This is a genomic window from Nakamurella sp. UYEF19, from assembly GCF_040546275.1.
Taxonomy (GTDB): Bacteria; Actinomycetota; Actinomycetes; order Mycobacteriales; family Nakamurellaceae; genus Nakamurella.
Map to the genome: position 1 here is coordinate 245,060 of NZ_JBEPNO010000002.1, position 13,917 is coordinate 258,976.

16 protein-coding genes are annotated in these 13,917 nt (G+C 68.5%); 8 read left to right on the forward strand and 8 right to left on the reverse strand.

All coding sequences use genetic code 11. From position 1 onward, the window contains the following. Positions 1-98 precede the first annotated feature (98 nt). On the reverse strand, positions 99-359 hold the full coding sequence (gene rpsT, locus ABIB25_RS04290; protein WP_354527180.1) for a 30S ribosomal protein S20: 261 nt from the start codon (positions 357-359) through the stop codon (positions 99-101). A gap of 132 nt (positions 360-491) precedes the next feature. Then, the gene (locus tag ABIB25_RS04295) at positions 492-1,322 is read right to left on the reverse strand and encodes an esterase/lipase family protein (protein WP_354527181.1); all 831 of its coding nucleotides are present in this window, start codon (positions 1,320-1,322) and stop codon (positions 492-494) included. A 277-nt stretch (positions 1,323-1,599) separates the two neighbouring features. Here ABIB25_RS04295 and ABIB25_RS04300 point away from each other — a divergent pair, with 277 nt between their 5' ends. Then, positions 1,600-1,965, forward strand: coding sequence for a DoxX family protein (locus ABIB25_RS04300; protein WP_354527182.1), 366 nt, complete (start codon positions 1,600-1,602; stop codon positions 1,963-1,965). Between the two features lie 18 nt (positions 1,966-1,983). On the opposite strand, the gene ABIB25_RS04305 is transcribed toward ABIB25_RS04300, so the two are convergent. Continuing rightward, positions 1,984-2,706, reverse strand: coding sequence for a TetR family transcriptional regulator (locus ABIB25_RS04305; protein WP_354527183.1), 723 nt, complete (start codon positions 2,704-2,706; stop codon positions 1,984-1,986). A gap of 79 nt (positions 2,707-2,785) precedes the next feature. Between ABIB25_RS04305 and ABIB25_RS04310 the strand changes: the two genes are divergently transcribed. Next, the gene (locus ABIB25_RS04310) at positions 2,786-4,309 is read left to right on the forward strand and encodes an MFS transporter (protein ID WP_354527184.1); all 1,524 of its coding nucleotides are present in this window, start codon (positions 2,786-2,788) and stop codon (positions 4,307-4,309) included. Here the strand turns inward: ABIB25_RS04310 and ABIB25_RS04315 are convergent. Genes ABIB25_RS04315 through ABIB25_RS04325 form a run of 3 tightly spaced genes read right to left on the reverse strand, consistent with a single transcriptional unit; the run spans position 4,264 to position 6,433 of the window. Next, positions 4,264-4,839 carry a mismatch-specific DNA-glycosylase gene (locus ABIB25_RS04315; protein WP_354527185.1) on the reverse strand — a complete coding sequence of 192 codons (576 nt, stop codon included), beginning with the start codon at positions 4,837-4,839 and terminating at the stop codon, positions 4,264-4,266. The two genes, ABIB25_RS04310 and ABIB25_RS04315, sit on opposite strands and share 46 nt — an antisense overlap. Further along, on the reverse strand, positions 4,839-5,198 hold the full coding sequence (locus tag ABIB25_RS04320) for an MmcQ/YjbR family DNA-binding protein (protein WP_354527186.1): 360 nt from the start codon (positions 5,196-5,198) through the stop codon (positions 4,839-4,841). Before ABIB25_RS04320 ends, ABIB25_RS04315 begins: the two co-directional genes overlap by 1 nt. Positions 5,199-5,239: 41 nt before the next feature. Further along, on the reverse strand, positions 5,240-6,433 hold the full coding sequence (locus ABIB25_RS04325) for an amidohydrolase (RefSeq protein WP_354527187.1): 1,194 nt from the start codon (positions 6,431-6,433) through the stop codon (positions 5,240-5,242). A gap of 319 nt (positions 6,434-6,752) precedes the next feature. Here ABIB25_RS04325 and ABIB25_RS04330 point away from each other — a divergent pair, with 319 nt between their 5' ends. Further along, entirely contained in the window at positions 6,753-7,778 is a 1,026-nt protein-coding gene (locus ABIB25_RS04330) for a GGDEF domain-containing protein (protein ID WP_354527188.1), read from the forward strand. A 61-nt stretch (positions 7,779-7,839) separates the two neighbouring features. Beyond that, positions 7,840-9,774, forward strand: a complete 1,935-nt coding sequence (gene lepA, locus ABIB25_RS04335; protein ID WP_502919744.1) for a translation elongation factor 4 — start codon at positions 7,840-7,842, stop codon at positions 9,772-9,774. Between the two features lie 24 nt (positions 9,775-9,798). Here lepA and ABIB25_RS04340 read toward each other — a convergent pair whose 3' ends face one another. Further along, positions 9,799-10,845 carry a LacI family DNA-binding transcriptional regulator gene (locus ABIB25_RS04340; RefSeq protein ID WP_354527190.1) on the reverse strand — a complete coding sequence of 349 codons (1,047 nt, stop codon included), beginning with the start codon at positions 10,843-10,845 and terminating at the stop codon, positions 9,799-9,801. A gap of 189 nt (positions 10,846-11,034) precedes the next feature. Here ABIB25_RS04340 and ABIB25_RS04345 point away from each other — a divergent pair, with 189 nt between their 5' ends. Both ABIB25_RS04345 and ABIB25_RS04350 read left to right on the forward strand, forming a co-directional pair. Further along, on the forward strand, positions 11,035-11,802 hold the full coding sequence (locus ABIB25_RS04345; RefSeq protein WP_354527191.1) for a sensor domain-containing protein: 768 nt from the start codon (positions 11,035-11,037) through the stop codon (positions 11,800-11,802). 17 nt (positions 11,803-11,819) lie between these two features. Then, positions 11,820-12,122, forward strand: coding sequence for an antibiotic biosynthesis monooxygenase family protein (locus tag ABIB25_RS04350; protein WP_354527192.1), 303 nt, complete (start codon positions 11,820-11,822; stop codon positions 12,120-12,122). A gap of 23 nt (positions 12,123-12,145) precedes the next feature. On the opposite strand, the gene ABIB25_RS04355 is transcribed toward ABIB25_RS04350, so the two are convergent. Beyond that, on the reverse strand, positions 12,146-13,195 hold the full coding sequence (locus ABIB25_RS04355) for a PQQ-dependent sugar dehydrogenase (protein ID WP_354527193.1): 1,050 nt from the start codon (positions 13,193-13,195) through the stop codon (positions 12,146-12,148). Between ABIB25_RS04355 and ABIB25_RS04360 the strand changes: the two genes are divergently transcribed. Both ABIB25_RS04360 and ABIB25_RS04365 read left to right on the forward strand, forming a co-directional pair. Beyond that, complete coding sequence (locus tag ABIB25_RS04360) at positions 13,170-13,550, forward strand: hypothetical protein (RefSeq protein ID WP_354527194.1); 381 nt, start codon at positions 13,170-13,172, stop codon at positions 13,548-13,550. The two genes, ABIB25_RS04355 and ABIB25_RS04360, sit on opposite strands and share 26 nt — an antisense overlap. Continuing rightward, positions 13,547-13,843: a hypothetical protein gene (locus ABIB25_RS04365; RefSeq protein WP_354527195.1), complete on the forward strand. Its 297-nt coding sequence runs from the start codon at positions 13,547-13,549 to the stop codon at positions 13,841-13,843. Before ABIB25_RS04360 ends, ABIB25_RS04365 begins: the two co-directional genes overlap by 4 nt. Positions 13,844-13,917 lie beyond the last annotated feature (74 nt).

Here is a 13,917-nt window from a genome sequence, read left to right on the forward strand (position 1 = left end):
ACCCGGGGACGCAAAGATAGACGGTGCCCACGAGGGACACCGTCTCTTGGTGCGAACTGCTGCGGGTGCGCTGGGCACCTATTGCGACCCGGGAAGAACTAGAGCGCGTTGACCTGCTGCGCCAAAGCCGACTTGCGGTTGGCGGCCTGGTTCGCGTGGATGACACCCTTGGACACGGCCTTGTCGAGGCTGCGGGTGGCAACGAGGAGTTCGGTCTGCGCGGCGGCCTTGTCACCGGTTGCGGCGGCGGCCTTGACGCGACGGATCGCGGTCTTCAGCGACGACTTGACCGACTTGTTGCGCAGGCGAGCCTGCTCGTTGGTGCGAATGCGCTTGATCTGGGACTTGATGTTGGCCACGCCTGATTGCCTTCGTTTCGTCTCTAGGAATGTGTGCGTCCTGCACTTCATGAACACTGCATGTGACCCCGGCGGAGCGCACACGAAGATCTAGATTAGCAGCCGGGACGTCCCGAGAACCAATCGTCGAGGTCAGCAGGTCATGGCGGCCGGTGGTGGCCGCCCGTCCGTGTTCAGCGCCGACACCACCCAGCTGATCACACCGCGGGCCGCCGGCAGTTGGACGTGGTCGATTCTCGTGGTCGGGCACTGGTCCTGCACGACCAGCGCTCGAACCCGGTCGGCCGGACCCGACGGCACCTGCGACCCGATCGGGGTCACCACGGTGTCACCCCTGGTGGACAGCTCCGCGTACCGCACCCGTCCGTCCAGGTCACCGCCGACGGCGAGCCGGCGGAGCAGCGGCGAGCCGGCCACCTGATCTGCGCACGCCCGGCAGAGGTTTGCCGGAAGGGCGCCGGCCAGCGGAGCGGTGGTGCCGTTCCAGGACGGGGCGAGCAGCACGGCGGTCGATACCTGATCCGCGAGGCCGTTCAGACGCAGGGCCGTGCGCAGCACCAGACCGCCCTGGGAATAGCCGATGACGTCGACCTGATCTGCGCCGGTCAGTTTCCGCACCTTGCCGACCAGGTCCGCGAACTGGGTGCCGGACGCGGTGACCGCAGCAATTCCACCGTTTCCGTAGTCCAGGCCGTAGACGCAGCGACCACCGGCGAGCAAGGCGGGCACGAGCGCCGAGAAGTTGGACGCGACCGTCGAGAAGGTGCCGTGCAGGAGTACGACCGGCCGCTGTGTCGAACGGCAATCGGCAACGTTGACACCGGTGACGCCGACCGACGGGAGCCCGGTGACGGCGGCCCGGCCGGCGGGCGGATCACTTGGCGCCGTCGACGCCCCCGGCGCCGCCTGGCTCGAGGTCGATGCCGGGATGGGTGTCGCCGTCGGGGTCGAGGGGGTCGTCAAACCCGAGGACGCGACGGACTCGGGGGGAGGAGTCGGCGTGGGGTCAGCCGGCGTCCGGGGGCTCGCTGAAGGCATGGGGCTCACGGAGACGTGGACCGCTGACGAAGCCGGACCGGGACTCCCGACCGGCCCGGACCCACTACATCCGGCCAGCAGCGCGATTGCGATCAGCGTCGTCACGAGGGTCGTTGGTCCAGCGCGCATGTCTGAGAAAGGTCGGCTGCTCGAACTGATCACCCTCGCCAGGCTAGCCACACGGGCAGAGGACCATGGGGGGATGTCCTCCCGGCCCACGCCGTCAACGGCGTTCCTGATCGTGCTGCTCGGCGGTTCCGGTGTGCTGCACTTCGTCCGGCCGGGACCGTTCGTCTCGATCGTGCCGAAGATGTTGCCGAGGAAGAAGGATCTCGTCTACCTCAGCGGAGTCGGTGAACTCGTGGGTGCGGCACTGATGGCACACCCGCGCACCCGGCGCGTCGGTGGGATCTTCTCGGCGGGCCTGTTGACCGCCGTCTTTCCGGCCAACGTCTCGATGGCACTGCGGTCCGGACGACGCCCGACCCGCGACCGGGTGATCGCCTGGGTGCGGCTGCCGCTGCAGGCACCGCTGATCCGCTGGGCCTGGCGCGCCGGCCGCGCCTGACCGTCACCCGGACCACCGCTACAAAGCAGCGACCTGCGCCCTCACCCCGTCGAGGAATAGGTCGACACCCGAGTCGTAGTAGACGTTCTCGTCCTCGCAATCGATCAGGGCCACCGCGCACTCGACGAGGTTCGGGTAGCGCTCGGTCGGCAGGGCAGCCAGGGTGGCCGACTTCTCCGCCATCAGCGCGTCCCATTCCGATTGCGGCGCACCACGTTCCACTCCGGGCTGGACCGAGACCAACATCATCATCGTCTGCAGTGACGTCCGGGCCACGTCGGCGCTGGCCTGGACGGACAGCCCGGCCCCACGCAACAACGACAGGGCACGCTCGGTCAGATCCAGGCCCTTCTCGTTGTGCAGCACCCGAAGTCCGGCGAGTTCGACGGCGCCGGGGTGGGCGCGGAGGCACTGCAGAAGTACGTCCAGCAGCGTGCGGTAGGTCGCGTCCCACGGCTCGTCGTCCGTCCCAGGGACCTGGAGCCCGGCGAAGACCTGATCGCCCATGGCATCGAGCAACTCGTCCTTGTTCTTGACGTGCCAGTAGAGCGCCATGGGGGTGACGCGGAAGTGCTGCGCCAACCGCCGGATGGTCACGTTGGCCAGGCCCTCGACGTCGGCGAGCGACAGCGCCACCTCGATGACGGCCTCGCGTGTCAGTTCCCCGGTGGTGCCCGCCCGTTCCGCCCGGGTGCCGCCGGATCGGGACGGGGCGCGACGAGAACGAGTTTCCGAAACCATATTGACAACTGTACAACGTAGAGCGTTCCCTATACGACATACATGTACGACGTATAGCAACGACGACGGAGAGGTTCCGATGACACAGTCCATCAACCGGGCGCCTGCGACTGCAGCGCCCGTCAGCACCACGGTCACCCGCCCCAGGCTGACCTTGTTGGCGGTCGCCCTTGCGACCTTCATGACCTACCTCGACAACAACATCGTCAACGTCGCGATGCCGGCCATCCAGCAGGACCTGCACCTGACGATCTCCGGTCTGGAGTGGGTGGTCAGCTCGTACATCCTGGTTTTCGCCAGCTTGCTCCTGGCGGGCGGTCGCCTGGCAGATGTGTTCGGCCGCAAGAGGTTGTTCCTGATCGGTCTCGGCATCTTCACGATCTCGTCGCTCGCGGCGGGCCTGGCCGGGGATGCCACCACACTGATCGCCGGTCGGGCCCTGCAGGGTCTCGGAGCCGCCCTGGTCACGCCGACCACGTTGGCGATCATCTCCGCGACCTACACGAACGCGCGTCGGAGAGCGGCCGCCGTCGGCATCTGGAGCGGCGTCGGCGCACTCGCGCTGGCGGTCGGACCGTTGCTCGGGGGGCTCCTGTCCCAACACGCCAGCTGGGAGTGGATCTTCTTCATCAACATCCCGGTCGGCATCTTCACCTTCGCGCTCGGATGGCGGGTGATCGGTGAGTCGAAGCTGGACTCCGGACCGCGTCGGCTCGACGTGCCGGGCATCGCAACCTCAGCAGTGGCCCTCTTCGCCCTGACCTTCGGTCTGATCGAGGGCGACCGGCGGGGCTGGACCTCGCCGTTGATCCTGGCCTGCTTCGCCGTGGCGGTGGCGTTGGGCCTCGCATTCGTCGCGGTGGAACGCCGCAGCCGCCAGCCGATGGTCGAGGTCGCGCTGTTCCGCGAGCGGGTCTTCTCGGGCGGCCTGATCGCGCTGATGATGTGGGCCTTCGGCCTGTTCGGCATCTACTTCTTCACCTCGCTCTACCTGCAGAACGTGCTCGGCTTCTCGCCGACCAAGGCCGGTCTGGCGTTCCTGCCGATGGCACTGCTGATGGCGGTCGGTGCAGTCATCTCCGAGCAGGTGTCCCGTCGTCTCGGCGCGCACCGCGTGGTGGCCTTCGCGATGGTGCTGATGGCCCTGGGGATCGCCTCGGTCAGCCTCCTGTCGGCCGGCGCGAGCTTCCTGGATCTGATGCCGAGCTTCGCCGTCATCGGCATCGGCGGCGGCCTGACGGTTCCGCTCACGGCCAGCGTGCTCGATGCCATGCCACGGGAGGAGGCGGGTGTCGCCTCCGGGATCTTCAACGCCTCGCGTGAGGTCGCCGGTCTACTCGGGATCACCGTGATCGGAGCGATCCTCGCAGCCCGTCAGTCTTCTCTGCTGACCGGCGGATCGGCCCCGGTCGACGCTTTCCTCAGCGGCTACCGTGCCGGGATCCTGGTCGCCGCGGCGCTGGTCGCCGCCGGTGCGGTGGCTGCCTATGTCGGCTTGCGTCCGGCCGGCTCCCGTCCGGTGGCCGCGCGGCCCTTGGCCGATTCCGGGGACGCCGATCAGTCCTCGGCGACCAGGCCCGCCGCGATGCCCACCGCCCGGTAGGCCGCGGCGAGGGTGTGGATGGTGTCGTGCGCGTTCAGCCCGCTCGGGTTCGGCACCACCCACAGCTCGGCGTCACCCGGCCGTTCGTCCTGTCGGCCGGTGACGGCCTTCGGCCGGCGAAAGGCCGCTCGGTAGGCGGTGATGCCCAGCACGGCAACCACCCGGGGCCGGACCCGCTCGATGAGCGCGACGAGTCGGTCCGCCCCCGCGGTCAGCTCCTCCACCTTCAGCTCGTCGGCTCGGGCGCTGGCCCTGGCCACCAGATTCGTGATGCCGATCCCGCGGGACTCCAGGTGGTCCAGGTCCTCCGGGTGGTAGCCGTCGGACGCGTCGATCTCCCGATCGACCAGGCCCGCGCGGTGCAGCGCCGGGTAGAACCGGTTTCCGCGTCGGGCGAAGTGGGCGCCGACCGCCGCAGTCCACAGGCCAGGGTTGATCCCGACGAACAACAGTCGAACCCGCTCGCCCAGCAGGTCCGGGACCACCGACCCGTTGAATGCCTCGAGTTCGGCGCGGGTGAACCTGGCCATCACCCGCCCGACAGGACATCGGCGACCAGCACCGTCGGATCCAGTGCTGCGACCGCCCGGCGGCCCGCCTGCACCAGGTAGCCCTCCACCAGCAGTTCCGCGACGGCCGGCCACTCGACGTCACGGTCGAGCCAGACCCCGATCCAACCGCTGGGCCCGACGTACGGGGGAACGTAGTAGCGGTCGCCGTTGCCGGCGACCCACTCCTGCTGGGTGTCCGGGGCACCCTTGACCCACAGCTCGACCCGTCCGTTGCCGTGGTGATCGCTCATCGCCATCGCAAAGCTCTTGCTGCGCACCTGGTATGCGGCCGAGCCGTGGGACGGCTTCACGGTGCTGCCGGGCAGTGTCAGGCTCATCCGCGCCACCCGCTCAAGAGCGGGCGGGCGTTTCGCCGGACTCACCGGAGCACCGTCCCGACACCGGTCCCGGTGTCGAAGGAGTACACCTCGCGACCACCGATGTACACGGAAAGGGCCCGCTGCATGACGTCAAGCGGATCACCGGACCACAGCACCAGGTCGGCGTCCTTGCCGACCTCGAGCGACCCGACCCGGTCCGCGATCCCCATCACCTTCGCCGGATGGATCGAGATGGCCCGCAGTGCGACCACCGGATCGAGGCCCTCCTTCACCGCGAGGATGGCCTGCAGCACCAGGAAGTTGATCGGGACCACCGGGTGATCGGTGATGATCGAGATCTCCACCCCGGCGGCGGCCAGCCGGCCTGGGTTGGCCATCGACCGGTTCCGCAGCTCCACCTTCGAGCGGCTGGTGAACAACGGACCGATCAGCACCGGAATACCCTTGGCGGCCAGCACATCCGACACCAGGTGCGCCTCGGTGCCGTGATCGATCACCAGCTCGTAGCCGAACTCGTCGGCGATCCGGATGGCGGTCGCGATGTCGTCCGCGCGATGGGAGTGCTGGCGCCACGGGATCTCTCGCCGCAAGACCGATCCCATCGCCTCGAGCCTGAGATCCCTGGCCGGTGCCGCCTTGTCCGGCTCCGCATGCGCCAGCTTGTCGAGATAGTTGCCGGCATCGACGAACGCTCCCCGGATCACCGCGGCGGTGCCGAGCCGGGTGGCCGGCGTCTGCTTGCGGTCACCCCACACTCGCTTGGGATTCTCGCCGAGCGCGGACTTGAGGCCGGAGGGGGAGCGGAGCACCATCTCGTCCACCGTGCGGCCGTGGGTGTGGATGGCCACCGTCAGGCCGCCGATCGGGTTCCCGGAGCCCGGGTTGACGTTGACCGCGGTGATCCCGCCGGACAGGGCATCGTCGAAACCCATCTCGGACGGGTTGATGGCGTCCAGGGCGCGCACGCCGGCGGAGACCGGATCGGTCAGTTCGTTGGTGTCGTTGCCCGCCCAGCCCTCGCCCTCCTCGTGCACCCCGAGGTGGGTGTGCGCGTCGATGAAACCGGGCAGCAGCCACTTGCCCACCGCATCGACGACCTCGGCGCCGTCCGGCACGGGGATGTCGGTCCCGAGCGCGGTGATCACGCCCTGCGAGATCACCACCGTCCCGTCGAATGGGTCACCGGTGATCGGCACCACGTGTGCGTTGATGATCGCAAAATCCGTCTTCATCGAACTCCTTCGTCCAGCAATCGGCGGTCGGGGTGCCCCCGGCACCCTTGTTGCGCGGTGCGCGGCGCGTCGTCCGTGACCGGACTTCGAAACTACTCGCGGGCATCGAACGACGGCCGACCGCTCCGAGCAACCCGGTCGTCCTGCCGCCATTCGACGGACGTCACGCAGTTCGTCGACGCAGTCCCTCGGATAGTCCTTCCACACTGATGATCATGCGGTTAGTGTGACAGCTTCTTCACAGAACGTGACGGGGACGCGGTCATCGTCCTCGAGTACGACCCATGACCGATTCACCGAAGGGACAGACCCCCCGCCGATGTCCCGCACAGACGCCGCCCGCCGACCGGGGCCCGAGCGAACGCTGACCTGCATCTCGCTCGGTCTGTCCGCGGCGTCCAATCTCGGCATCAACCTGGCGCTGCGGGAGCCAGGCCGGTGGGGGCCCCTGGTGACCGACCTCGGCTTCGCCATCGGCGGTCTCAGCCTGGTCGTGCTGGCCGTCGTGTTGCTCGGTCTCCTGCGCTCGCCGGTCACGCTCGAGTTGACCGCCGCCGGCGCCCTGCTGGCCTCGGCGCTCGGTGTGCTCGCCCATGCCTTGCCGTCACCTGGTACCTGGGGATCGCTGACGGCCTACATCGGACTGGCGCTGGTCGGCGGGGCCGCCACCCTGCGCCGCCCCGTCTTCTTCGCTGCGTTCGAGCTCATCGGCATCACAGCCTGGTTCGTCCTCGGGATCGTCTGGCACGTCCCGATGGATCTGTACCTCCACCTCGTTCCGGTGATCCCGTTGGCCGCGGCGATCGCGACCGGCTTCTTCCTCGCCCAGCGGCACGAGCGCCGGGTCCAGCAGGGCCTGATCGAGCGACTGCGCAGCACCGCCGACCACGACCAGCTGACAGGGCTGCTCAACCGCTCGGGTCTTCATCTGGGGGCCCGTCGGGTGTGGGGGGACGCCGAGGAGAACGGGGCCCCGCTCTGGTGCGCCTTCGTCGACATCGATCACTTCAAGGCGATCAACGACGCGTTCGGGCACGACAAGGGGGACCGGGCGCTCCGGCAGGTCGCGCGGGCACTGGCGGCGAAGGTAGGGGAGTCCGACCTGCTCTGCCGCTGGGGCGGGGACGAATTCGTCGTCTTCGGTGCCGGTCGTCCACCGGACGAGTCGGATCTGCTCGACGCCCTGTCCGATCCGTCAGCCACCGACGTCGAACCCGGACCGGTGCTGAAGGTCACGGTCGGGGTGGCGACCTCGGCCTCGGCGGTCGACTGCACGCCGGACACCCTGCTGGACGCGGCCGACCGCCGGATGTACCAGATCCGCGGCAACCGGCAGACCGTGTAGTCCAGACCGCTGCAGACCGCGGCATCCGTAGGGATCGGGGGTACCAGCCCGCCGTGGGAAGATGGGGAGTCCGACCGCCTCGGCCGCCCCGCCGGTCGGCCCGCCCGGTTCCCGGCCCCGAAGAAGAAAGACCCTCGTGACCCAGGCTTCGCATGCACACCGCACCACGTTCACGCCACCGGAGTTGATCCGGAACTTCAGCATCATCGCGCACATCGATCACGGCAAATCGACGTTGGCCGATCGGATGCTGCAGCTGACGGGTGTGGTCGACGGTCGCCAGATGCGGGCGCAGTACCTGGACCGGATGGACATCGAGCGCGAGCGCGGGATCACCATCAAGAGCCAGAGCATCCGGCTGCCGTGGACGATCACCGACGAGGACGGGCGTCCGAAGGAGCACGTGCTCCACCTCATCGACACCCCCGGTCACGTCGACTTCACCTACGAGGTCTCCCGCTCGCTGGCCGCCTGCGAGGGCGCCGTTCTGCTGGTCGATGCCGCGCAGGGTATCGAGGCACAGACGCTGGCAAACCTCTACCTCGCCCTGGAGAACGACCTCACCGTCATCCCGGTGCTGAACAAGATCGACCTGCCGGCCGCCCAGCCGGAGCGGTACGCCGAAGAGATCGCCCACATCCTGGGTGGTTCCCCCGAGGACGTGCTGCGGGTCTCGGGCAAGACGGGGGCCGGCGTCAAGGAGCTGCTCGACCGGGTGGTCGCACAGATCCCCGCCCCGACGGGCAACGCCGACGGTCCGGCCAGAGCGATGATCTTCGACTCCGTCTACGACATCTACCGCGGCGTGATCACCTACATCCGGGTGATCGATGGGAAGATCAGCCCGCGCGAGCGCATCCAGATGATGTCAACGAAGGCCACCCACGAACTGCTCGAGGTCGGCATCATCTCTCCGGAACCCATTCCGACCCGTGGTCTGGGCGTCGGAGAGGTCGGATACCTGATCACCGGCGTGAAGGACGTGCGGCTGTCCAAGGTCGGCGATACCGTCACCTCGGCCGTCAAGGGCGCGACCGAGGCGCTCGGTGGATACCGCGATCCGCGCCCGATGGTCTACTCGGGCCTGTACCCGTTGGACGGCTCGGACTACCCGCTGCTGCGCGACGCCCTCGACAAGCTCCGCCTCAACGACGCCGCGTTGACCTACGAACCGGAGTCGTCCGCCGCGCTCGGATTCGGTTACCGCTGCGGCTATCTCGGCCTGCTGCACCTGGAGATCACCCGTGACCGCCTCGAGCGGGAATTCAATCTTGACCTGATCTCCACGGCGCCGAACGTCGTCTACCAGGTCACCATGGAGGACAACTCCGAGGTGGTGGTGACCAATCCCAGCGATTGGCCGGAGGGAAAGATCAAGGAGACGGTCGAACCCATCGTCAAGTGCAGCATCATCACGCCGAGTGAATACATCGGCTCCATCATGGAGCTGTGCCAGTCTCGGCGGGGTGTGCTGGGTGGAATGGACTACCTGTCGGAGTCCCGTGTCGAATTGCGCTACACCATGCCGCTGGGCGAGATCATCTTCGATTTCTTCGACGCGCTCAAGTCCCGCACACGCGGCTATGCCTCGCTCGACTATGAGGAGATCGGCATGGCGCCCTCCGACCTGGTCAAGGTCGACATCCTGCTGCAAAGTGAACCGGTGGACGCCTTCTCGGCCATCCTGCATCGGGATTCGGCCTATGCCTACGGCGTCACCATGACGGCCAAGCTCCGTGAGCTGATTCCCCGGCAGCAATTCGAGGTGCCCATCCAAGCGGCAGTCGGATCGCGGGTCATCGCCCGGGAGACCATTCGCGCCATGCGAAAGGACGTGCTCGCCAAATGCTACGGCGGTGATATCACCCGGAAGCGGAAACTGCTGGAGAAGCAGAAAGAAGGCAAGAAGCGGATGAAGATGGTGGGCCGCGTCGAGGTCCCCCAGGAGGCCTTCATCGCTGCGCTGTCCACCGACGCGCCGACCGGCAAGAAATAGCGGAAACTGGCGGCCGACAGCCTGTCAGCGGATCGTGTGCCGCGTCCGGCGGGTGGATTTCCGCCGCCCGGGCGCCGCGACCGAACCTCGTTCCATCAGCGTCATCGGGATGCGGTGCACCTGTGGGGTCGTCTCCGGCGACAGCAGCAGATCGACCGCCCGGCGGCCCAGCTCGAGGTGGGGCAGGGCTATCGAGGTGAGCCCGGGATCCAGCCAGTCGGCAAGGTCGGAATCGTCGAACGAGAGCACCGAGACGTCCTCGGGGACGATGAGTCCCGCCTGGCTCAGCGCCTGGTAGGCGCCCAGAGCCACCCGATCGTTCAGGCAGATCAGTGCTTTCGGCTCGGCGCCTGACGAGATCAGTTTGGCCACAGCGTTTCTCGATGCACGGGGCCACCACAGCGTGTCGACCGTCCCGGCCGGCTCGACGCCGGCCGCAGCCAGCGCGGCCTCGATGCCGATCCGTCGTTCGTGCGCGGCGATGACGTCCGGCGGAGTCTCGCCGACCAGGTAGATACCGTCGGTGTGGCCGGCCTCGAGAAGATGGCGTGCCGCGGTACGACCGGCTTCCCTCTCGTCCGGAATCACACTCGGGACGCCCTTGGCGCGGGCCAGGCAGTTCATCAGCACCAGGGGGTGGGAGCGCAGCACCTTGGACACGGACACCTGCCTGGTGTACATCGACGCGTAGACGAAGCCGCCGACCCCGCGGTCCAGCAGGGAGTTGACCAGTTGCTTCTCCACCTCCGCGTCGCCCTCCGTCTCGCCAAGGATCAACACGTGCTGGTGATCGAGGGCCGCGGCCAGCGCACCCCGGATCGATTCACCGGCGAATCCCTGGGTGGCGATCGCGTCGGAGATGAGACCGACGGTCTGGGTCAGATTGGTGCGCAGGCTTCGCGAGAGCAGGTTCGGCCGGTAGCTCAGCTCCCTGGCCACCTGCAGCACGCGTGAACGGGTCTGCTCGGCGATCCGCATGTCCGTCCGACCGGTCATCACGAAGGACGCCGTCGTCCGAGAGACACCAGCGGCCACCGCCACGTCCATCAGGGTGGTCCGTGGCGTGCTCATGTACCTCTCCCGAATCGTTTCGACCCGGATGGATCCGGGCTGCTGGTGGTGAGCTCGAACCTACCGGCAGGGCTTCCGCGAAAAGCTACGCGGGCCAGGAACGCCGACCCGAAAAAGGGGGCCTGGGCCCCCTGTCCTCCGGTGCCCGGACCCCTGTCGGTGATGCCCTGACCGGTCGACGATCAGGACATGAATTCACCGACCCTCGACAGCCAGCCCCTCCTACCGCTCTACGGTCTCGACGATCCATGGGCGGACGGGCCGGCATCGTCCACCTCATCCATCGGCAGTGGCCGAGGCCCTGATGTCACCGTGCGCCGCGGCGGCGGAGTGTTCTCTGCCCGGGCCTGGGCCGAATTGCTGTACGCCGTCGTCGATCTCGCGCCGAGCATCGCCTTCTTCGTACTGTCGGTCACCCTGCTTTCGGTCGGCGTCGGACTGTCCGTCGTCTACGTCGGGCTCCCCTTGTTGGCGCTCGGCCTGCTCGTCGCCCGGGCCGGTGGGCATCTGCAGCGGGTGTTGGCCGGGGTGCTGTTGGGCGCACCGGTCCCGGGGCCCGACCCGATGCGCCGCCGCCGGCCCGGCCCCGTCGGCCTGCTCACCGGCGTGCTGACCGACCCCGGTTGCTGGCGGGCCGTCGGGTATCACTGCCTGAAGATCCTGCTGGCCCCGATCTCCTTCGGCTTCGCGGTCGGTTTCTATGCGGCCGGCCTCGGCGGGCTGAGCTACGGACTGTGGCAGCGCCACCTGCCCGTCGTCACCGCGGCGGACGGGAGCAGGCACCGCGGGTTCGAGTGGTGGCCGGGCTACTTCGTGGAGACCTGGCCGCGGATGGTCCTGCTGGCCGTCGTCGGCGCCCTGGTCCTGTGGATGGCTCCCGCGGTGGTGCGGTTCTTCACCACCATCGATCGGGTGCTCGTCGCCTCGCTCCTCGGCCCGCGCGGCCGCGCGGCGTAGTTCCCTACGCTGGGGTCATGTCAGTCGTGAAGATCAACGCCATCGAAGTACCCGCCGAAGTCGGTCCGGAGCTGGAGAAGCGGTTCGCCGCCCGGCTCGGCGCCGTCGAGGGTTCGCCCGGCTTCGAGGAGTTCTGCCTGTTGCGGCCGACAGCTGGGGAAGCGAGGTACTTCGTCTACACGCGCTGGGAGTCCGAGGAGGCCTATCAGTCGTGGGTGACCAACCGGGCGCCGGCCGCACACGCCGGACCGGCCCATCCTCCGGTTGCCTCCGGAGCGTCCCTCCTGGAGTTCGAGGTCGTCTCCCGCATCACCGCCTGACCGGCCAACTCCGGCGCCTCCCCTCAGACGAGGGTGATCCGCAGGATCCGGTCGTCGCCGTCCGCCGGGTCGCCGCGGCCGTCCGTGTTGGACGTGATCAGCCACAGGCTGCCGTCCGGCGCCGCCTCGACCGTCCGCAGGCGGCCGTAGGTGCCGGCCAGCAACGGGATGGGATCGGCGGTTCCGTCGGCCGTCAGTGGGATCTGCCAGAGCCGCTCGCCCTTGAGGGCAGCCATCCACACCGAGCCCCCGGCCACCGCGATCCCGCTCGGTGAGGCGTCGTCCGTCGCCCAGACCCGTTGCGGGTTCACGAATCCGGCCCCGTCCGAGAGGCCCTCGACGGCCGGCCACCCGTCGTTGTCGCCGGCTTGGACCAGGTTGAGCTCGTCGTAGGTGTTCTGCCCGAATTCGGCGGCCCAGAGCGCGCCACGTTCGTCGAAGGCCAGTCCCTGGACGTTGCGGTGTCCGAGGCTGTAGACGGCCGGGGCCTGCGGGAACGGGTTACCGGGCGCCGGTGTGCCATCGGCCCGGATCCGGAGGATCTTGCCGTTCAGCGACCTGACGTCCTGGGCTGCGTCCGACCGTCCGGCGTCGCCGGTCCCGACGTAGAGCAGCCCGTCGGATCCGAAGGCCATCCGCCCGCCGTTGTGATCGTTCGCCTTGCCGATACCGGTCAGCACGACTCGCTGTCCGGACAGGCTTGCGCCGTTCCAGGTGACCGCGGCGATCCGGTTGTCGTCGGCGGCCGTGTAGTAGACCAGCACCTGCCTGCTGGTGGCCACGTCCGGCGGGACGACGATGCCCAGGAGTCCGCCCTCGCCGGCCGGTACCACCCCGTCGATCCTCCCGACGACACTGACCCGGCCGGCCGCAGTGACCAGCTTGACCTCGGCGGTGTCCCGCTCGGTGACCAGGGCCGACCCGTCCGGTAGAAAGGCGAGGCCCCACGGAGTGGTCAGCCCGCCCGCGATCTCCCGCACTCCGGCGACCCGGGCCGGGCCGGTGCTCGAGGTGGGTGCGCTCGAGGTGGGTGCGCTGGAGGTGGCGGTGCCGGACGGTGACGTGCTGGACATGGCCGAACTCGCCGACGCCGACGCCGACGCCGACACCGACACCGTGGCCGACGCCGACGCCGACGCCGACGCCGACGGCCGGACGGTCCGGGAGGGATCGGCCGTCGGTGTGATCGCGTCGTCCGGAACGGTGCTGGTGCAGGAGCAGAGAAGGAAGAAGCCCGCCGTCAGGCCGTGCCATCCCCGGAGGCGGGCTCTCCCGCGCGGTGTCCGGGAGGTCGAACGAGTCGGTCTGCGGACGAAGGTCGGACCGGAGGTGGGCATTCCTCAGTGTGCCGTAGGGCACTGGCAGGGCTCCAAGCCCTGCAACGACGCGGCAGCGGGCGTCGAGGATGTGGCAGGGTTGGATCTGTGAGTTGGCAGAACGTCCTGAACGGTATCGACGCCGTCGAGTCGTGGTTGTCCGGCGTCTCCTACTGGATCCAGGTGCCGGTCCTGCTGCTCGTTCTGTTGCCGGCGGTGTGGGCGTTGGCCGGCCTGGTCGACAGGGTGGTCGAGAAGTTGCTCTGGCCGCACACCCGCCGGGAGATGCGGCTGGCCGCTGCCGACGCCATTGCGCGTCACGACGCCATCGTCCGTGACGGAGTCCCGGTACCCGAAACCCTGGCTCCGGAGATTCGGGAACACGCGCGGGGGTCGGCCGGATGAGCAGGCCGCTGCCCTCGGTCAGCCGGCGGTGGATGAGCATCGCACTGGTGGCCATGCTCGTCGTGGCCCTGGCC